At 45.7% G+C, this 19,698-nt stretch carries 12 protein-coding genes; 6 read left to right on the forward strand and 6 right to left on the reverse strand.

Translation table 11 applies throughout. The features are described 5' to 3' along the window. Nucleotides 1-14: 14 nt before the first annotated feature. Nucleotides 15-1,718, reverse strand: a complete 1,704-nt coding sequence (locus JNN12_04480) for a hypothetical protein (GenBank protein ID MBL7977575.1) — start codon at nt 1,716-1,718, stop codon at nt 15-17. Nucleotides 1,719-1,802: 84 nt separating this feature from the next. Between JNN12_04480 and JNN12_04485 the strand changes: the two genes are divergently transcribed. Next, nucleotides 1,803-3,047, forward strand: coding sequence for a caspase family protein (locus JNN12_04485; GenBank protein ID MBL7977576.1), 1,245 nt, complete (start codon nt 1,803-1,805; stop codon nt 3,045-3,047). Between the two features lie 7 nt (nt 3,048-3,054). On the opposite strand, the gene JNN12_04490 is transcribed toward JNN12_04485, so the two are convergent. Together JNN12_04490 and JNN12_04495 are read right to left on the reverse strand one after the other, a co-directional pair. Beyond that, on the reverse strand, nt 3,055-4,332 hold the full coding sequence (locus JNN12_04490) for a hypothetical protein (protein ID MBL7977577.1): 1,278 nt from the start codon (nt 4,330-4,332) through the stop codon (nt 3,055-3,057). 25 nt (nt 4,333-4,357) lie between these two features. Then, nucleotides 4,358-5,992, reverse strand: a complete 1,635-nt coding sequence (locus JNN12_04495) for an amidohydrolase (GenBank protein ID MBL7977578.1) — start codon at nt 5,990-5,992, stop codon at nt 4,358-4,360. Between the two features lie 233 nt (nt 5,993-6,225). Here JNN12_04495 and JNN12_04500 point away from each other — a divergent pair, with 233 nt between their 5' ends. The 3 genes from JNN12_04500 (at nt 6,226) to JNN12_04510 (ending at nt 9,970) form a co-directional block, all read left to right on the forward strand. Further along, on the forward strand, nt 6,226-8,838 hold the full coding sequence (locus JNN12_04500; GenBank protein ID MBL7977579.1) for a TonB-dependent receptor: 2,613 nt from the start codon (nt 6,226-6,228) through the stop codon (nt 8,836-8,838). A gap of 103 nt (nt 8,839-8,941) precedes the next feature. Continuing rightward, nucleotides 8,942-9,460 (forward strand): DinB family protein, encoded by a 519-nt coding sequence (locus JNN12_04505; GenBank protein MBL7977580.1) that lies wholly within the window; start codon nt 8,942-8,944, stop codon nt 9,458-9,460. 198 nt (nt 9,461-9,658) lie between these two features. After that, nucleotides 9,659-9,970: a GNAT family N-acetyltransferase gene (locus JNN12_04510; GenBank protein MBL7977581.1), complete on the forward strand. Its 312-nt coding sequence runs from the start codon at nt 9,659-9,661 to the stop codon at nt 9,968-9,970. Between the two features lie 3 nt (nt 9,971-9,973). On the opposite strand, the gene JNN12_04515 is transcribed toward JNN12_04510, so the two are convergent. The 3 genes from JNN12_04515 to fahA form a co-directional block, all read right to left on the reverse strand. Then, nucleotides 9,974-13,504 carry a hypothetical protein gene (locus tag JNN12_04515; GenBank protein MBL7977582.1) on the reverse strand — a complete coding sequence of 1,177 codons (3,531 nt, stop codon included), beginning with the start codon at nt 13,502-13,504 and terminating at the stop codon, nt 9,974-9,976. 90 nt (nt 13,505-13,594) lie between these two features. Further along, nucleotides 13,595-15,775: a T9SS type A sorting domain-containing protein gene (locus JNN12_04520; protein MBL7977583.1), complete on the reverse strand. Its 2,181-nt coding sequence runs from the start codon at nt 15,773-15,775 to the stop codon at nt 13,595-13,597. A gap of 45 nt (nt 15,776-15,820) precedes the next feature. Continuing rightward, nucleotides 15,821-17,065, reverse strand: a complete 1,245-nt coding sequence (gene fahA / locus JNN12_04525; GenBank protein MBL7977584.1) for a fumarylacetoacetase — start codon at nt 17,063-17,065, stop codon at nt 15,821-15,823. Between the two features lie 186 nt (nt 17,066-17,251). On the opposite strand from fahA, the gene JNN12_04530 reads away from it, so the two are divergent. After that, nucleotides 17,252-18,415, forward strand: coding sequence for a tetratricopeptide repeat protein (locus JNN12_04530; GenBank protein ID MBL7977585.1), 1,164 nt, complete (start codon nt 17,252-17,254; stop codon nt 18,413-18,415). 83 nt (nt 18,416-18,498) lie between these two features. Next, nucleotides 18,499-19,653 carry a cystathionine gamma-synthase gene (locus JNN12_04535; protein MBL7977586.1) on the forward strand — a complete coding sequence of 385 codons (1,155 nt, stop codon included), beginning with the start codon at nt 18,499-18,501 and terminating at the stop codon, nt 19,651-19,653. Nucleotides 19,654-19,698 lie beyond the last annotated feature (45 nt).

A 19,698-nucleotide genomic window follows, 5' to 3' on the forward strand; every position in this document is an offset into this window, starting at 1 on the left:
TGTTTTTTTTCGGGTTAGCAGGAAGCATACCAATGGGCAATGGCAGCCGTCAAGTTAAGAGACTTTGTACCAGACTCAGACGGAACAAGGCCCTCGGGTACTCCGCCTCGTCCCATGCGGAGGAACTCAATTCCTTGTTCTAAGAATAGAGCTTCTTGGGCACTTTTCCCTGCAATAATGACCCGTTTTGTTGCTGATTTCAGGTTGTTCAGGTCATCTACCGTCAATTCATCGTATTGCTCATCTGTACTACAAAGCACTACAACATCGGTTTGTGCATTTGCCACATATCCGAGGGCTGCTGTTTTATCATCAAGCAACGGGCTTTCGATCACCTCAAAGGGGCCGCATCCTACCATATTTCCAGCAAAAACACCCCGAGCCGTTGCCATGGCAGAAGACCCAAACCGAATCAATGTACACGTTGGACGTTTGTTTTCCTCGATGGCTTTTTTCCGGAGTTCATCCAAATCTGCGCTCAAGGCATAGGAATCAGCCGCTTGAGTAGGCCATTTTTCGATCAGATTCGGGAAAGTATTGGTTCCGAGAAGAACCCGTTTACCGGAAGATGTGGCAGATTTTTCCGACTCGTCTGCTTTTTGAATCCAGTTTTCTACCATTTCGCTTGATTTTGCCAAGCCGCCCCCTGCTTCCATTTCCTGAAACAAGCCCCACGCTTTTTCGGCCAAGGAATGAGTGAGCCATTCGATATAATAGGAGCCGGCAGCGGGGTCTTGTACCCGATTTAGGTGCGATTCGTGCCGCAGGATATGTTGGATATTTCGGGAAAGGCGTAAAGACAAGTCGCTTCCTTCTGGATCAAAGAAGTCAAATCGTGGAAGCGAAATCGCATCTACACCACCAAAAATAGCCGACATACACTCGGTTGTCATACGCAAGAGGTTTGTATGGCGGTCGCGGGTGGTTTTGTTGCGTTTTAGCGAGAAAGCTGTTACCGAAATCGCAAACTCCGGAACTTGATACGCATCAAACAGCATAGGAACAAGCTGCATTAGTGCCCGCAATTTGGCAATTTCGGAAAAATAATCCGATCCGATACCTGTATGAATAAATAGGTTCTCTGGTACTACCTGCGATGCCAAGGCGTCGCTCAGGCCTCCAATTAGGATGGCCAGTTCAAAAACGGGGGTAGCACCTCGTTCTCTGGCCGTTAATCCGTCCAACTTTGCGGTTTTCAGGTTTGGGAATGGAAAGTCTTCCAAGGTCTTACCCAGCCACGTGCCTTTCAACTGTTCTGGTACATATCCAAGTGTTTCTATGGCAGTTTCTAAGGGTATGGTTTCTGAAAGCCCTAAATGCAAAGGCAAGGCATCAATCCATACCCCTTCGAGTAATTTCACAAGGGCATCGGGCGTAGGAGAAGTTGGAAACCACAAACCAATCTCTTCCACGTCTTCTTTTAAAGCAGTCAGCAGTTGTGTATTCGACTTAATCGGGTCTGTAATGAAAAAATCTTGCCGAATTTTTGCCGTTTTGGAACGACCTTTGCCTTTAACTAAACCAGCGTCCCCATTGTGCATCCAAGAGGGCAAATCTTCCGCCCTATAAAAAGGTTTTCTCCTCAGTCCGTCTGAAGTGGTTGTGACAAGTTTTTTTTCATAGTCAGCCCCTTTCAGTGCCGCCAAAATTTGTGCTTCCCACGCCTGGGTTGTGGTAGGTTCAAAGGAACTAAAAAGGTTTTCGTCGAGGGTTTGCATACTATCGTCGAATTAGTGAAACATGACTGCAAGACAGCCTGCCATATTATAAGCGGATTTTGTTCATCAGTACAGGAAAATACCATGTATAAAAACGGTCTGCATTCGTTGTTTTTGGCACTACTTGTAGTGATTTCCATTACACGTCCCACAGAAGTTGTGTTTGCACAATCTGGATGGGATCAACTTCGTTCAGGAGAAGCCCTTCAAGGGGTATTAAACAACCTTGATAGCCGCTTACAAAATGGTGCTTTTGCAGATTATTATCGCTTTACCGGAGAAGTCAGCGAAGAGATTCAGCTGGACCTTTATTCTTCTGCGTTTGATACCTATCTCACCCTAACATCGCCCTCTGGAAGATTTGTGGACAACGACGATGCGGCAGGCTCGAAAAGCCATTCTCAACTACGCCTTTCCTTACCGGAATCTGGTGAATACAAAGTCACGATTTCGTCGTATCTCCCAAGAAAAACAGGTGGTTATTCTGTTGTTTTCACAAAAAAAATGGGTGACCAGATTCGTTCGGAAGTGAGTATTGCTTCTGTGCAACAAGAAACCCGGGTAGCATCCACCCCCCCTTCCTCAGGGCGCGTTTTTGGGTTATTTATTGGAATTAGCGATTATAATGGCCGTGCGCCCAATTTATCCTATACAGCGCAAGATGCCCACGTGGTACGTCAGGCGATGCTAACCGGGCTTGGTATGTTACCCTCTCATGGCTTAGTTCTCACCGATCGCCAGGCAACAGAGTCCAATTTCCAGCGAGCGATGTATCAGTTTTCAAAGGAAATGACGGCTAATGATGTATTTATCTTATTTTTTTCTGGTCATGGTTTTCGCGTAAAGCGCCATTCCTTTCAATCCCAAGATCCCGATGGCTTTGATGAAACACTGGAGCTATATGACGGAACGGTATTGGACGATGAATTGGATGTTTTATTGGGTATGATTCCATCCAAAACACAAATTATCGTTATTGATGCCTGTTTTAGCGGTGGATTCGCAAAAGACATCATATCGCGTCCTAACAGAATGGGGCTTTTCTCTTCGGAAGAAGACTTAGAATCCAATGTAGCTTCTCAATTCCGGGCTGGAGGCTACCTCTCCTATTTATTTGCCGAAGGGGTAAAAGAAGCTCGTGCGGATTTAAACCGAGACAATATTATTACGGCTTTAGAACTGAGTCAATATGTTCAAAATCGGTTTCAAGACGTTTCCTCGCAAATTCCTGCATCGGCCTCGGTGTCTGACCCTAACTATATTTCGATGCAACGTTTAGTTGTTGACCGTGGCAGTATCCGCCCCAACGATGTCTTGTTTTTCAAATAATGGCCGTTCAAGGCTTGAGGTATTTCTCGGCCAGTTGAACCCATTTGTTTATTTCCTTTTCATCCATGGGTTTTTGTTGGTCATCCACTTCAACGAGAACAAAAAAACCTGTGCTAGTGCCTAATTTTTTAAGTTGTTGAACAAATGGCCTCTGGTCACTCCTTGCCAATTTACCAGTTTCAGGAGACCATAATTCAGAAGCGGTTAAACAGCCCAAAGAAGGGGTATTGGGATAGAAAGGGGTATTGGGGTAAAATTCAGGATTGATGGTGGTTCCATGTGCCCATATTTCAAATCGTCCGGCTTTCCCTGCCCAATAAGCTTCGGTGATGGCTGGGCGATTGCGCCATGAATCAGGCCAAAGAGACAAATAGTCGTGTAAAGCAAGGCTCTTGGTAGTATCCTGTTTTAAGGGCAAGAATCGGTTTTCGGCAATCTCAAAAGGCAAATACAAAGGCAACACTTCAGAGGGGCCAATGAAGGAATTTTCTGTATTCGAGATGCCCTCCCAACGTAAAATGCCCTGCGGTGAATTTCCATTCGTCAGGTAGCCGGGTAAATTTGTGACCGCTCTGGCAAGATGTGGAATACTAAACAACGAACCTACACTATCTCTGACAAATGATCCATCCGCTTTTCGGATGATGGTTCTTCCGGGGTAATCTCGGTTGTATCGTTGAAAACTAAAAATGATGGTCTCACCCGCCAAAAATGGGTGAGAAAGCAGCTTCCCCCACTCTTTCTCCGGTGTTGAAATGGGCTTAGTCTTTCCCGCCAATTGATACAACAACATGTTTAATATGGGGTTTTCCGCTGCGTTTTTGTACCTGTTTTTTGTAATTGAAAGGTAATGCTGCCCCAACTCCGGATTTATTCGTACCAGATAAAGAACGGCCATTGCAAACAATTTAGGGTGTTCTGATTTTCTCGCCACTTCTTCCATTTCCTTTTTAAACTGAAAATGGAATAACGTAAAAACCACTTCCATCCAGGCCCGTTGAAAAGAGGGGGATTGTTCCCAGAAAACAGCAAAAGCACGTCGCACAGACCCAAGTGCAAAAGAATCTTTCACTTGCATCAGTTCCATGGCCCAAAATGCGGTTTCCCAGTCCGGTGCGGTTTCCGAGGTTAATGTGCCTATAAATGTTTTTCGGATGGCTTCGTCCCGTAAAATACGCTCTTGTTCCATCCGTTGTGTTTGGGTAGCACCGCGAAATTGTAGCGGCTGCGATGTTACCCAAGGTATTGTACACATCAAAACCCACAAAAAGAAGGTCATTTTCATCTTAATGCTCTTTTGGGAAATGTTTTTATTTGGCTGCATAGACCCTTCTGCCGGCAATCCACGTTTCCAAGACTTTGGTTTCCAAGACTTCTTTGGGAGAGACCGTCATGATGTCGCGATCCAGAATCACAAAATCCGCCCATTTACCCGCTTCCAACGACCCCAACACGTTTTCCTGAAAAGCAGCATAAGCCGCATCCAAGGTAAACCCGCGTAAGGCTTCCATTCGGCTGAGTTTTTGATCCGGAAACCACCCTTGTAAGGGGTTGCCCTCGGCGTCTTGTCGGGTTATGGCGGCATAAAAGCCAAGCATAGGATTCACCAATTCAACAGGAAAGTCTGAACCTAATGCAAGTTTGGCTTTGGATTTTAAAAGTGCTTGCCATACGTACCCTCCTTGGATCCGTTCTGGGCCCACACGATCTTGTGCCCAGGGCATATCACTGGTAGCATGGGTGGGCTGCATGGAAGCAATGATCCCATTTTTTGAAAAACGCGGAATATCGGATAATGCAACAATTTGCGCGTGTTCCACACGGTTACGCCATTCTTTCCTAGGGTATTGTTTTTGAATGGCCTCATACACCTCCAAAACAATACGGTTGGCGCGGTCTCCGATTGCATGGGTATTTACCTGAATACCAGCCCGCACCGCCTTCTCGACGACTTCCCTAAAGTAGTTTTCCTGTGTAAGCAAAAGCCCACGATTTCCGGCATCATCACTATAATCGGTTAACATGGCAGCACCTCGGCTTCCCAAAGCGCCATCCATGTACATTTTCACCGAACGCATGGTTAGTTTATGCCCATAATTCATGACCGCTCCCTTTCGGAGGAGGAACTCAAAAGCCGCAAGTGGGCCATCGGCCATTGCATAGACCCTTAAATCAAATTGATTCCGGTCAATGGCTTTTTTATACCGATTGAGTGTCTCGACAGAAGTTCCGGCATCATGGATCCCCGTTAGCCCCAGCGAAATACAGTTCTGAATGGCCATTTGCAGGGCGCGGTTCAACATGGCTTCGGTGGGTTGTGGGATGCGCCTCTCCACCAACGCCATTGCATTATCAATAAATATGCCCGTTGGTCCTCCTTTTTGATCACGGTATATTTTACCCCCCTCCGGTTCAAGCAGTTTGGCGGGATCCTCTGCCAAGCGGCGCAACGCTGCGGTATTCGTCCAACCTGCATGACCATCAATTCGTACCAACCAAACAGGACGATTGGGAAAAGCCTCATCCAAATCTTGTGCCGTTGGGAATTGCTTGTCCGGCCAGTCGTTTTGGTCCCATCCCCTGCCGAGAATCCACTCCCCTTCCGTTTGTTGTGCTGCAAATGCCTGTAGCCGTTGAATGATTTCTGATTTTGATTGAGTAGCAACCAAATTTGCTGACATCAGGCTTTCGCCAAGCCCCATTAGATGTGCATGTGCATCAATAAGACCAGGAATAACGGTTTTCCCTTTTGCATCCACCCGTTTTATTTTGGGGAACCGATGGATAAGATCCGCCGATTTCCCAACGACAACCACTTTGCCGCCACGAATCAACATCGCTTCCGTTTCGGGTTGTTTGGTATTTACGGTATAAATGCGTGCATTATGCAGCAGAAGCGAACCGGTTTGTTGGGAAAAAAGGCTTGGGTGGATAAATAGAACCATCAATACCCATAAGAAATGTAACATCTGTTTTTTTGCATGTTTCATTTTGGACCTCCTATTTCTAACAGAAAATCAAATTGGACTTTGGTTTCTTGTAAATACGGACAGTTTTATATATGGAAAATAAAAAAACAGGCAAATCAAGACATTCATCATCTTGATTTATGACGGGGCAATGTCGTACTATCCGCTACCTTGCAATTTAACCATAACCTCCCAAACTCCAAACATTTATGCTAAACCGTATAGGACTCATACTGGTTTGCCTTTTTGCAGGCTTTGCGACCGCCTCTGCACAGGTAAATCTGTCTGGTCAAGTAACCGATGCGGACTCCGGAACCCCTCTACCCGGCGTCAATATTCTGGTTCTTGGAACAACCGGTGGAACCACAACCAGTACTTCAGGCAAGTTCTCGCTAAAGGTTTCTAAATTGCCCGTAACCCTACAATTCCGTTTTGTGGGCTACGAGACCAAAGACGTTACGGTCAACGACGAGCAGCCCCTGAACGTTAGGCTTTCGGAAACGGTAAATCAATCCGACGAACTTATCATTGTCGGGAGTCGTTTTTTTCCACGAACCCAAACCGACTCCCCTGCGCCCATAGACAATATTCGGGCACAGGACTTGATGAATTCCGGACAGTTGCAGTTCGACAAGCAATTAATGTACAAAGTTCCAGCGTACAATTCCACCCAACAAACCATTTCGGATGCAACGGCACATTTTGATCCGGCAGATCTTCGCGGCTTAGGCCCCTCCCGTACCTTGGTCTTGGTCAATGGTAAGCGAAAAAATCCTTCTGCTTTGCTCTATCTAAATGATACGCCTGGAAAAGGAGAAGTGGGCGTGGACATGAAGAGTATTCCATCTGCGGCCATCAAACGTGTTGAAATCCTCCGTGACGGAGCTTCGGCGCAATATGGTTCCGATGCCATCGCTGGGGTGGTTAACATTATCCTAAACGACGAAGTGGAATATACGGATCTTAATTTCTTTTCGGGTATGACCACCGAAGGAGATGGCCTTACGGCTGGTTTTTCCGCCAATACAGGTTTCCGGATCGGAACCAAAGGGTTTGTAAACTTTACGACCGGATTTTCGGACCAACAAGAAACCAATCGTGCCGGAACCCCTGGAAAAGATGACCTTTTTGGTGTACCCGCCAATGACCCAACGTTTGGATCGTGGCTATCGAAACACCCTGATCTTGGGATGCGGGTAGGCCAACCCAATATGACCTCCAGCAACATATTTTTTAATGCGACGCTACCCGTAGGGGAAGCAGAAGTCTATGCAATGGGAGGAACCATTCTCCGCAAAGGCACCAGCTATGCCTTGTATCGCCCGCCCTATTGGAAAAGTGATCCGTTTAATTTATTGCATACTGCCGGAACCACTTATGAAGGCTTCCAACCAAGCTTCGAAACAGACATTTTGGATAACACCTTGGTGATGGGGGTACGGGGCAAAAAAGCAGAATGGAGCTATGATTTAAGTTCCAGCATGGGCAGTAACAAAGCAGATTATACCGTCAATAACAGTAAAAACGACGACCTTGGCGCGAGTAGTCCTACTTCTTTTAATACGGGTGGCAATGCTTTTAGCCATATCGTCAATAATTTGGATGTATCCCGTAGCATTGGCAAAATAAACCTCTCGTTTGGTTCGGAATTCCGTTTGGAAAACTTCATCGCTCGTGAAGGACAATTGGAATCTTACGTCGGCGGGGGAACCATATCTTTCCCTGGGCTTAAGCCTGCCGATGCAGTAAACGCCCGTCGTTATAATATTGGTTTTTATGCCGATGCAACCGCAGATGTGACAAAAGACTTCTTAATTGGCGGTGCGCTCCGTTATGAGCATTACACAGACTTTGGCAATACAATTAACTGGAAAGCCCAGACACGGTATAAGTTATTTGATGATAAAATGGTCATTCGTGCCTCGGCCAGTACGGGTTTCCGTGCGCCCTCCTTGCACCAAATTCATACCCGCAACATTCAAACCCTCGTCTCTGGAGGTACTGTTTCCAATCAAGGAACCTTTGCCAATACCAGTCCGGTTCTCCGTGCTTTGGGTGTACCAAAACTCAAACAAGAAGAAGCCTTTAACATTACCGCTGGGGTGGCCCTAAAACCTATAACAGGCTTGACGGCTACTTTTGACTATTACAACATTGTCGTAAACGACCGTGTCTTATTCTCTGGAGAAATTAACTCAAGTGATCCCAACTCCCCTGTAGGAAAAGTGCTTAAAACGTATGATGTTACGTCTATTAAGTTCTTTATCAATGCCTTAAATACCAAAACATCAGGGGTAGATGCTGTTGTTAGTTATGCAGGTTTGGGAGTAGGTAGTGGATATTTGGATGTCACCCTTTCCGGAAACGTCAACAAAACGGTTTTGGAGGGAGAACCAGAAACCCCAGCCGCCATCAAACAATCTGGAGCGGTTTTGTTTAACCGTAAAGAACAAGCCCGTATTACTTCGGCACGCCCACGGGACAAATTTACCTTGGCATTGGACTATACGCTCAACAAAGCCACCATTTCTTTAAACAATACCCGTTTTGGTGAAGTCACTTGGCAGCATGATAGTGATCCTAAGAAAGACCAAACCTTTGGTGCAAAAGTGATTACAGACCTGGTCGCCAATTATCGCTTCTCCAAAAAAGTGGGATTGGGTGTTACCATTGCCAACTTGTTAAATGTGTATCCAGATACCATTGACAACAAAGGAGATGTGGTCACCGATCTTGGCGGACGCTTTAAGTATCCGTGGGAAGTGAACCAGTTCGGATTTAACGGCACCACCTTACAAGCCAACCTGAACGTTCGGTTCTAATGCCTGTTCATTACTAAGCAAAAGCCGCTTCCTTTATCACGAGGCGGCTTTTGTTTTAATTCCTATCATTTCAAAATCTTAAATCGTATTTATCATAAAAAAGATGCTTAAAAAAACCAATTGGTTCGATCGTATATTCAGCCCTATTCAAGACAATGGCCTGCTTCCGGGGGTTATTGAACGCTTGGATGGAACCCCTATCCGATTGAACGATAAAGTAAAGCGTTTGAAAGATGTTGATAAAAACCCCTTTGTTGGTGGATGGAGTATCAAGCAAGAAGTGGCGCATTTAATGTTATTAGAAACCCTCTGGTTCACACGCCTACAACAAATTGCACATGGAGAAGAATATCTGATCTCGGCGGATTTATCCAATCGGGCAACCCATGAAGCCGATCTTTCTGGAATCAGCATCCTCGAATTAAGTGAGGACTTTGCCCAAGAACGATACAAAATGACCGATTGGCTTCAGAATTGCACAGCGCCAGCTCTCAACAAAACCGCACGGCACCCCAGACTAGGTACGCCAATGCGCATTATTGATCTAGCTTATTTTGTGGCCGAACACGATGACCACCATTTGGCCCAAATTACATTTTTATCTGCACTTCATTCCACCTAACCTTATGCGCCACATCCTAACCCCGCGACTTAATATCTTTCCGTGCGACATTGGGGTGATAGAAGCCGCACAACAAGGTCATGCGCATCTTACCCGTAAGATTGCAGCCGATGTCCCTTAAAACTGGACCGAATTTGGAGCAGAACCCCTGTTTTTTATCCATGACAGACTTGTAAAACATCCACAAGAAGCCTTAGGATGGCTGTCCACCGTACCGAAAAGTCTTTGGTTGTGAATGGTGGATTTAAAGGCGCTCCCAGTAACGAATGCATCGAGGAAATTGGGGATGAAGTGGTTCCCGCTTACCGTAATTTGGGGATGGCAACCGAGTTTGCCGATGCCTTGATTCAACATGCCTTCTCCTACAAAGAAGTGAACAAGATCATGGCTCATACACTGGCGGAAGAAAATGCTTCGGTTCGGGTCTTAAAAAAGCGTGGGGGTGAATTTATACAACCACTGCACGATCCAGAAGAAAGCGAAATATGGCAATGGATACGTAATAGATAAGCATTAAAATGTTGCATTTATCTGGGCCCGTACATTATGGAGTGTCGGCGCATCGCTGGCCGTTCTGCCATCATAATAGACCGATGCCCGAAGCAAACGAGACACATTGTATTGTAAACTGGAACCCCAAAGCCAATTCCGTCCGGCGCCACGACCATCTGTCAATTCATAGCCCGCAAGCCCTTCGGCTGACCCATTCAGGCGAATATTCGAAAATTCAATCTGGCCATTCCACTGCAGTTTGCCCGCTTTCGCCAAACGAATAGCCAACGGAAAACGCAAAATTGCTGCATTTTTAGGAGTATCAGAAAACTGATCGCTTTTACTTGCGTTTGTGAAGCCTATCGTCAATAATTGAGTCGGATAGGGTTGAAACTGTGTTTCCATATGCCAAATGCGTGACCTGATGTCATAATTCCGGCTAACAAAGGTTTTACTTTCTTGCCTGTTCTGCTCTATGGTTCCTGTAATGCGGAATTTCCAGTTTTTATGAGGGCTATACCGTGCTTCTGCATTCCATCGTTCTTGTATCCGGTTTTCTAACCCGGCGGCAAGTCGCGAAAGGCCAGACATCTTCAGGAATTGAAGGGTTCCTCCAAAAGTGGGATGATTCCTCCAAAAGTGTACATCTTGCGAAAACCGTAATCGGCCATTAATGGTTTTGTCTGGATTGCGAAGAACGGCTGGAGCCAAACGATATACCCTACCCAAATCGGTTTCTTCTGTTTTTTCTACCATATCTGCAACGCTTTGTGTTTCGATTGCACGTACCAGCCGATAAAGCCAATGGTTCTGGGCAACCAAAATGCGTTGCGGGACGAGGACAAGGCGCAAACGTGCCTCTACATTTGCTACGGGTTTTAATTCATCGGAAGGGACTAATAAGCGGGTATAATTTCCCTCAATTTCCGAGACCGCTGGCAAGAATTCATCAACCTGCCTCAAGCCATCTTTATTTACATCTGTCCAAACATATGCGCCTTGGCCTGGGAGAACCTCCCGGAAGATCTCTTGTAAAATAGGAGATTTTTCTGTATTTGCCTCGTAGAATCCTTGCACCTCGAATGCACGTTTAAATGGCGAAACTCGTATATTCCCTTTTAGAAGAAGCGAAGAAGCGTTTTGAGAGGATTCCGCCGCTTTGGCCCATTCTGAATATTTTTTTTGACGAAACCCCAATATTGTTTCGCCACTAAGCCAATTCACTGGATTAAACTGGGCAGATGCTTTTCCTGTGAGGGCCTTGTGTTCGGGCAACATGGATGCCTCAAATACTTTTTTTTCATGACGGATTTCCATACCGATCGTGCCCGATAATCGCTTGTTCCCAAAGCCAATCGCAGGCTGGAGGTCATAAAATGAAAAAGACCCTTTCTGTAAGAACGCTTCGGTAATAAGAGTTTTATGCTCGCCTTCGAAGGCAATGGAGGGAGTCAAAGACGATTTTCGAGGAGACATTTTGACAAGCCCTTTCTGACGGAGCCATCCAGAATCTACACTAAGGCCATTTTGAAGCATTTGGCTGTTGATCTGTTCGATCATATACACGACATCAGGTAATCCGGGTTGGGCCATATGTATGTGCCCAGACACCCGCCCTGCTCGGAATATATCCGAAAAATGGATAGAACCTGCTGAAAGTGCCAGACGGTGATGCGCTCCATAGTCAATCCCCACCTCCACTTCTTGGTTATTTTCCGCAAAACCTTTAAAGCCCGACCCAATGCCACCCGTAGATTCTCCGAGGTTCCAATACCTGGCAAACTCCACCCGCTGTATGCGGTCAAAGGCTTCAAAGGTTGCTCCAGTATAGCGATAATGACCTTGACCCGAAATGGCCCATTTTGCAAGTTTTAATGGTTTAAGGCGAACACCAAACTGTGCAGCCTGGCTGCTATTGTCTTCATCATTTATTTGCGATAAACGATTTAAATCTTGTTTAGACTGTGCCCACTCCGCCATCATGGTCAATCCAGGTACCACCATTATCTGGCCCCTAACCGCCACCAATGCTTTTTCCTGCGGCCTCGGCAACAACCGCATAGAGACGTAATTTCCTTTTCCCGGCCCAACAAACCGGTAGGTGAGGCCATTGGTGGCTTCCCCCACACGAATATAATCCCCCTTTCCCTGTTCCACCGACGTAAACCGAACACGATAGACCTCACCGGCCTCTTCTAAGGTTTTGAGCACGCTGAAAAATGGTAAAACAACGCCCGCCACCACCGTATCCCGTTTAACATAGAAAGTATAGCCGGCAAGCGGGTCGTAGGGAACCAATGAAGCGCCAGAAACCGCCGCCGCTGCCGGGTCGTCGCCGGCATTTTTAAGGACTTCCAATTCTAATTCCGAAACATTAAGTTCCTCGGTAAAAGAAACCGCATCGGCCTCCCGCAAAGCATGAATACCAATCTTTACACGGCCTGTAGGGGCATGACGGTCTTTCAAAAAGCCAGACTCGGCACCCGCACCAACCAAACTTCGGGAAAACCGATTGGTGGTATATTCAAACTCTACTACCACCCTTTTTACAGAAGTCATTAAAATCTTTGAAGTGAACATAATTTCCCCCGCCGCATAATCAATGATATAATCCAAGGTTGATCCACGCTCTAATATTTTACCATCTAAAAAAACCCGTTCAGACCCTGCAATGACGATAATAAACGACTCTCCTTGCTTCCCATAGAGCCGATATGGCCCTTGAACACCCTCCTGACCACTAAAAGATAAACTGTGATAAATGCCTCGAGACGTAGCCGCAGCAAGTTGTACATATTGTTCGCCCAATATCCCGGTGGAAGGTGAATAATTTACTTGTGCGGATAAGCCTTGTAACTTTCTGTTTATTCGCGCAAAATCGGCCCTTGTCATAGACAAATCAAAATCTCCAAGGTTCAAAAGCCCATACCGACTCTTGAGTGCAATCACTATTCGGTCCACATCACTAATGCGTTGTGTAGTCCCTTCTGGCTGAATCGGCGTATTCTCATCCGTCAGACTAGCATTGAGCTGAACACCGGGTGCAATCTCGCCGTTCAATTGCATCTTAAATCCGGATTCAATCGTGACATCGCGGCGATTTCCAGCCACAATACCCCGCGTGATAGAGCCATTCCTTTGCAATGGACTGCCTTCAAATGGATTATTGCTTCGCGGAACCGGGGAACGATATGCTGTTACATCCCTGAGCAAGGTTGTATCGGGCTTGAATGCTGGGGGCAGATAACGGAAATAGAGGATAGGAATGTCTAATGGAAAGGCATGGTATCGGGCAATTAATGGCTGGCCTTGGTTTGAGGTTGGTTTTTTCACCAGTTTTAGCCACCCAGTCTTTAAATTGAGTTCATACCACGTTGAGTCCAATACCGCTTGCCCCAGCGATAGCTGAAAGGTTTCTTTTTGTATAAAAGGCTTTAGACGGAATTGCAGGCCTTTCTCCACCCACAACGTATCGGTAACAGAAACTTGTCCGAAAACGGGCTGAAGTGCAAACAAAAGCACTAACCAAAAAAGCCGATCTGTTTTTCCCATTATTAGATACAGTTTCCGAAAAAGGCTTCTCCCAACTGAAAGAAGCCTTCCGACATAAACCTTCTTATGACCAACTGTATCCCAAACCAATCATTTCTTCAATACGGCTTTAAATGTATGCCCAAAACTTTCGCCAGCTACCCGGATTAAGTAAACACCAGAAGGCAGCGAGCCAGCATCTATCGTAAACGACTGGATTTCGTTTTCCAACATCTTGTCTCGGTATAAGTCCGCCATTTTCCGCCCCAATAGGTCAAAAACGGAGATATGGACGTTTTGTTCTTTTTGTACAGACATTCGGAAGGTTGCTTGCGTAGTGAAAGGATTGGGATATAAACCTGTTACCGCAAATGGCGTTTGGCCTGGTAGAATAATTTCGATGGGTGGGCTGTAAGAAAACCCAAACCCAAGGTCTCGTTGCTTAAGCCGGAAAGTATGTAGGCCGGGTAACAAACCTGTGGTATTAAATTGATAGTTCTTTTGTTCTACCGTTGTACCACTGCCTTCCACAAAACCAATAACCTTAAACGGCGTATCCGGATTATTTCCTTCTTTGTGTTCAACATCAAAACCATAATTTTGTAGTTCGCTAATGGTTACCCAGCTTAATTGTATCTGTTTTTCCTGAATACTGGCATCAAAACTGACCATCGAGATCGGCAAATTGGCGGGCGCCATACAGGTTTCTCCAGACTCTGCTTCAAAATCAGGTGTGCAGATGTCCATCATAGCTTCCCCTCCTCCTATATCTCCAGCATACAGTGTCCTTAAGTCTGTATTGTTTAAGATACTATAATACATGACGGAGGTCACCATATTTGGGGTTTGGAGACGATTGCCACCCATATCTTGGGGAGACATACTTGGTTGGGCTAAATTAATGACATGATTGAGTTGGTGCGTATGACCTAATTCATGTAAAGCAACCGATTCAAAATCATATTGCGTAGGAGATCCCGGGGTTGCCCCGGGTCCAAAATTCCATGTTATGCCCCCTGTTCCACTTCTTCTAAAAACAATATCCAATTCCAGCACCACCGAAATATCATAGGTATCCCCCGGTAGCGGCGGGAAATCTGAATACCAAGAACTTGCTGTTCCCAGAATACCGGATCCAATTAAGTTTGTGTCGTTATCAAATCGGACCAGGCTGACATCATCAAATGCTTTAACATTCAGCGCTGAGCTTCCTCCACTTAAGACATTAAATCCGGTATTGTTTCTCCATGTGTTTGCGGCACGTTCAAAAGCAGATTTTGCTGTATGGGTGTAAAAATTCACGCCATTGCCTTCCGTTGCGGTACTATATGAAAAGGTGTACCCTCCTTGCGAATTGTTGTCTATCAGACGTCGTCGGGTGATTTTCCCCGTGTAACCATGTGTATGGTTGGCATGTGCATAAGGGATATAAACCACTGCCGACGATGTACCTGTTGTGGGATCATTGTTTCGAACCCGAACCGTTCCAGACCCCGCTTTTGCCGGAACTTTGACCACTATTTGGGTATTGCTCCAAGAAACGATGAGGCTGGAAGGCGTTTCAACGTAGGTTGCCCCGCCATCATCAACATTTTTAAAGTACACCTTCGAGTTACTGGCATTGTACGTTCCAAAATTAGACCCGGTAAGGGTCAATTGTTGATCTGCCCCGCCAGCAATGGTCGAGGGTGAAAGGCCCGAAATAATGGGAGTCGCGACATGTTTATGGAGTACGGGCAATCGAAACGCTGGCAATTCTTTCATCCATTGGGCACGTTCCCCAGTAATCTCACCAATGCCTTTATAGAGTTCTTGCGCCGATTCATATCGGTTAAAGGGATCTGCCGGAACAAGGTCTGTCGGGTCATAACGAATCACCTCCAAAGGACCAATATAACCTGTTGGTTGGTCACTTGGCGTGGTCTTTGATAAAACTCTTCGAGGTGTTACGAGGGCCATATAAATGCCCAGAGTTCCTACTTCCAAACCAGGAGAGGGGTGTACATCCACCCCTATATTGTCTACTTGTCCTCCTTGTGTCACCAAGAGAACTTTTTCCGTTGAAGGAAGCCCTTTGAGGATTTGTCTAACAGCAACCTCATAAGCCGTATATATCATTTCTTTCCGGTCATCCCAGAACGAAGTTTTATTAATCACTTGGCCTTCCACAATGAAGGCAGCACTCCGAATCCGCTCCTCGAGTGGAACCCTTTGCAAGAATGCACATTGGGCTGAAACAACAAGGAAATTACTTATGAGCAATGCGCCCACCATCACGCTTTTCTGAAGCATGTTTTACTCCAAATTTTTTTGAGAGAAATTGGTGGGGGTATAAACTTACTTTGGTGGGAGTATGGTACCAACGACGTCTCCGAAACCAATGCAAAAAACATCGTTCTGGGCAAAGGCACGTAGCGTCAGTGTATCGCCGTCATGTAACCACGTTCGGGTTTCGGCTCCAACGGATATAGGAAATTTTCCTCCCCAGGACAACTCCAACATACTTCCATAAGAGCCGATAGATTCGCCACTGATGGTGCCACTGGCGAGCAAATCTCCTGGCCTAAGGTTACAGCCGTTACTGGTGTGATGGGCAATCATTTGATCAAACGTCCAATACAATTCTTTTGCATTTGTTTGACTGATGAGAACAGGATCCGTCGCCTCTTGGGGCTGTAAATACACTTCGAGTGCTACATCCCATTTGGGTAATAAATCTTGGTCTAAATATCGGGCCAATCCCACCTGTTTAGGAAAAAAAGCGACAAACGGTTCCAAAGCTTCCATCGGAACTACCCACGGGGAAACGAAGGTAGCAAAGTTTTTCCCCAAAAATGGTCCGAGTGGTTGGTATTCAAAGCGTTGGATGTCCCGTGCACTCCAATCGTTTAGCAAAGTGAATCCAAAAATGTAGCGAGCCGCTTCGTTGACCGAGATCGGCTCTCCAAGTTCATTCCCAAATCCGATATAAGCTCCCAATTCCAGTTCAAAATCCAATTGTGAACAAGGGCCGAATTCAACCGTCCCTGTTATTGGGTTTTGCAATTGTCCTTTGGGGCGATATAAAGGCTCGCCGGATTTCCTAATACTGCTTGTTCTTCCGTGATAGCCAATAGGCATATGTTTCCAGTTTAAGAAAAGAGGCTGGTCTTTGTCACGGAATATTTTCCCTACATTGCTTGCATGGTGGATGGAGGCATAAAAATCGGTATAATCGCCAATTTTGACCCCTAAATGCAGGTTTACCGCCGATTGTGCCACGAGAACGTTCCCCCTTAGAACAGCATTATCCCTTAAAATAGACCCATCAATTGATAATAATTTCATGATAGATTTTCTTACATCAGACCATACAGACGGGGGTTGTGTCATAAGTGGATTTAGCCAACCTTCCTGGAAGAGGTGTTCTTTTCCAAATTGGGGCAAAAGACCTAAATTTTCACACTGGGTAAGGTCTAATATCCAGTCACCAATGGCGACACCAACATGTCGTTGTGCAGTACTATGGCGGGTAAAAACGCCGTACGGAAGGTTTTGAATAGGAAACGGATGGTTTTTGGGTACATGAATGAAGGATTGCATAAAACGGTGATTCCCCTACATTTTTTTATCGTAATAAGGTGTATTGTTTTTTAAGATTAAAGGTAATCCGATATAAGTTAAATTGTGAACGTTGTTCTATCTCCTTTTTATCGTTACCTTCTGTATCATTCCACAACGGAACGCACATTACGTTCCCCTTTCCCTATCCTTAAAATCATGTTGAAGATGTACAAAAGACTCAACCCATACTTGCTGCTCGTATTAATCGTAGCGGGTTTGTTTACAATGGGGGCTGGTTGTTCAAGTGACCCCAATGTCGAAGGCGGAAAGCTTAATATGAACAACAAAGATTATGCAACAGCCTTGACCAAGTTTGAAAAAGCAATCGAAACGAACGCCAATAATGCTGAGGCTTGGAAATACAAAGCAATGGCCCTTGCCGAAATCGCAAAAGCATCCAACGACCCCAAAGTACGTGCTTCCAAATATGCGGAAATGGCGACTGCTATCGGAAAAGCCCGTGAACTGGACCCCAAACAAATGGTCGAATTGCAACGGGTGTCTTTGTCTTCTTGGGCCTCTGAAATTAACGACGGGGTAAATGCCTTCAATAGCTCCCAAGCTGGAATGACCGAAAAAGCATCCGGACACTTCAAAAATGCGACCACCATTCTTCCAGACTCCACCTATGCGTTTGAATTATTGGGCCGGAGCTATTATAAGATGGAAAAATATGAGGAGGCAGCGGCACCTTATGAACAAGCAATCAAGTCTGGAAAAGCAAAAGAAGACACCTATGTACTATTAGGCAATATCTATTTGTACCTTCTAAAAGACCGTGCAACTGATGCTTTACGCGTACTGGAAGCCGCATCTGCAAAATTCCCGGCCAATGAGCAAATATCAACCATGCTGACCGATGCTTACCGGAAGTCCGGTCAGGCAGACCGTGCCTTGGCTAGTTACAAAGCACAAGATGGCAAAAATCCCAATGATTTTGACAACTTGCTTCGCTGGGGCAACCTTTTGCTTCAACTAGACCGCTTCGATGAAGCAATGCCTATTTTGGAACGTGCTTTGGCATTGAAGTCCGAGGATGAGAACGCAGTGTATAATATTGGAATCGCATATTTCAACAAAGCAGCAGCCGTTAATAAACTAATGGTTGAGCTTAAGCCAGATGAAACCCAAAAATTTAATACGCTAAAAGCAGATCGGGATGGATTTTTCAGAAAAGCCATGCCGCTATTAGAAAAAGTACGTGCCCAAAATACTGCCGCAAAGCGGGACAACAAACAAATCTGTCAGTCTCTTTTTAGTATATATGCGCAGATATTGGGAACCAAAGACCCCAAAACTACGGAAGCATATACCTGTGCAGGCAACTAAGGCTGCTGACCGAGTTTTTATAGTTCATGAGGCTGGGTCTTTTCCGGATCCGGCTTTTTTTTTCCCAATACCCCTCACTTAACATGCAAAAATACCACGTAGAAACCCTTGCGATTCATGCAGGGCAGCACCCCGACCCTTCAACGGGAGCGGTAATGACGCCTATCTACCAGACATCTACCTTTGCTCAGGCGGCTCCCGGAGTTCACAAAGGCTATGAATATGCCCGCGTTCACAATCCCACCCGCACCGCACTAGAGGAAAATTTGGCAGCATTAGAAGGGGCCTCCACAGGCATTGCCTTTTCTTCGGGCGTTGCAGCAACCGACGCCATTATGCGCTCCTTGAGGCCAGGCGACCACATCATTGCCACGAGCGATTTATATGGCGGAACCTATCGGCTGTTTACGCAAACCTTCGAACGATTTGGTCTTTCTTTCAGTTTTGTAGATATGCGCGATATCTCTCAAATCGAAGCCGCTCTTACACCAAAAACCCGCATTATATGGGTAGAAACACCAACGAACCCGCTTATCCGGATTTTGGACATAAAAGCCATCGCCTCCATAGGGACTCAAAATGAGATAGCGGTTGTTGTGGATAATACATTTGCCTCGCCTTACCTTCAACAGCCTTTGGCAATGGGTGCAACCATGGTACTCCATTCTACTACAAAATATTTGGGAGGACATTCAGATGTAATCGGAGGAGCGATTTGTACCAGTGATGCCACTTGGATAGAGCGTCTGCGGTTTCAAGTTAAAGCTGCAGGTGCTGTCCCCGGGCCTATGGATTGCTTCCTGACATTACGGGGGATCAAGACGCTGCATGTACGAATGGAAAGACATGGCCAAAATGCCCTTCAAATCGCGACATTTTTACGCGACCACCCCAATGTTGGTATGGTTTATTATCCAGGACTCCCCTCGCATGAAGGACATGAATTAGCAAAAAAACAAATGAAAAATTATGGTGGTATGCTAAGTTTTATGCTTAAAAATAATTCCTTAGAAAATGCCATAAAATTCATGTCTGCAACGCGACTTTTTACACTTGCGGAAAGTTTAGGGGGGGTGGAAAGTCTGGTAAACCATCCTGCAACCATGACCCATGCTTCCATACCGGCAGAAATCAGACATGCAGCTGGATTACACGACTCGTTGATTCGATTATCGGTGGGAATAGAACATGTTGAAGACCTGATTGCAGACCTTGCATCCGCTTTATCAGGGGTATGAACACATTTATCGTTATTACCAGATCGTTTGGAGGTGTTTTGGAAT

The organism is Bacteroidetes Order II. bacterium (assembly GCA_016788705.1).
Classification (GTDB): domain Bacteria; phylum Bacteroidota; class Rhodothermia; order Rhodothermales; family UBA2364; genus UBA2364.

Coding starts and splice junctions, on each gene's coding strand:
- JNN12_04480 (MBL7977575.1), bottom strand. CDS start 1,718: ATGCAAACCCTCGACGAAAACCTTTTTAGTTCCTTTGAACCTACCACA.
- JNN12_04485 (MBL7977576.1), top strand. CDS start 1,803: ATGTATAAAAACGGTCTGCATTCGTTGTTTTTGGCACTACTTGTAGTG.
- JNN12_04490 (MBL7977577.1), bottom strand. CDS start 4,332: ATGAAAATGACCTTCTTTTTGTGGGTTTTGATGTGTACAATACCTTGG.
- JNN12_04495 (MBL7977578.1), bottom strand. CDS start 5,992: ATGGTTCTATTTATCCACCCAAGCCTTTTTTCCCAACAAACCGGTTCG.
- JNN12_04500 (MBL7977579.1), top strand. CDS start 6,226: ATGCTAAACCGTATAGGACTCATACTGGTTTGCCTTTTTGCAGGCTTT.
- JNN12_04505 (MBL7977580.1), top strand. CDS start 8,942: ATGCTTAAAAAAACCAATTGGTTCGATCGTATATTCAGCCCTATTCAA.
- JNN12_04510 (MBL7977581.1), top strand. CDS start 9,659: ATGGCTGTCCACCGTACCGAAAAGTCTTTGGTTGTGAATGGTGGATTT.
- JNN12_04515 (MBL7977582.1), bottom strand. CDS start 13,504: ATGGGAAAAACAGATCGGCTTTTTTGGTTAGTGCTTTTGTTTGCACTT.
- JNN12_04520 (MBL7977583.1), bottom strand. CDS start 15,775: ATGCTTCAGAAAAGCGTGATGGTGGGCGCATTGCTCATAAGTAATTTC.
- fahA (MBL7977584.1), bottom strand. CDS start 17,065: ATGCAATCCTTCATTCATGTACCCAAAAACCATCCGTTTCCTATTCAA.
- JNN12_04530 (MBL7977585.1), top strand. CDS start 17,252: ATGTACAAAAGACTCAACCCATACTTGCTGCTCGTATTAATCGTAGCG.
- JNN12_04535 (MBL7977586.1), top strand. CDS start 18,499: ATGCAAAAATACCACGTAGAAACCCTTGCGATTCATGCAGGGCAGCAC.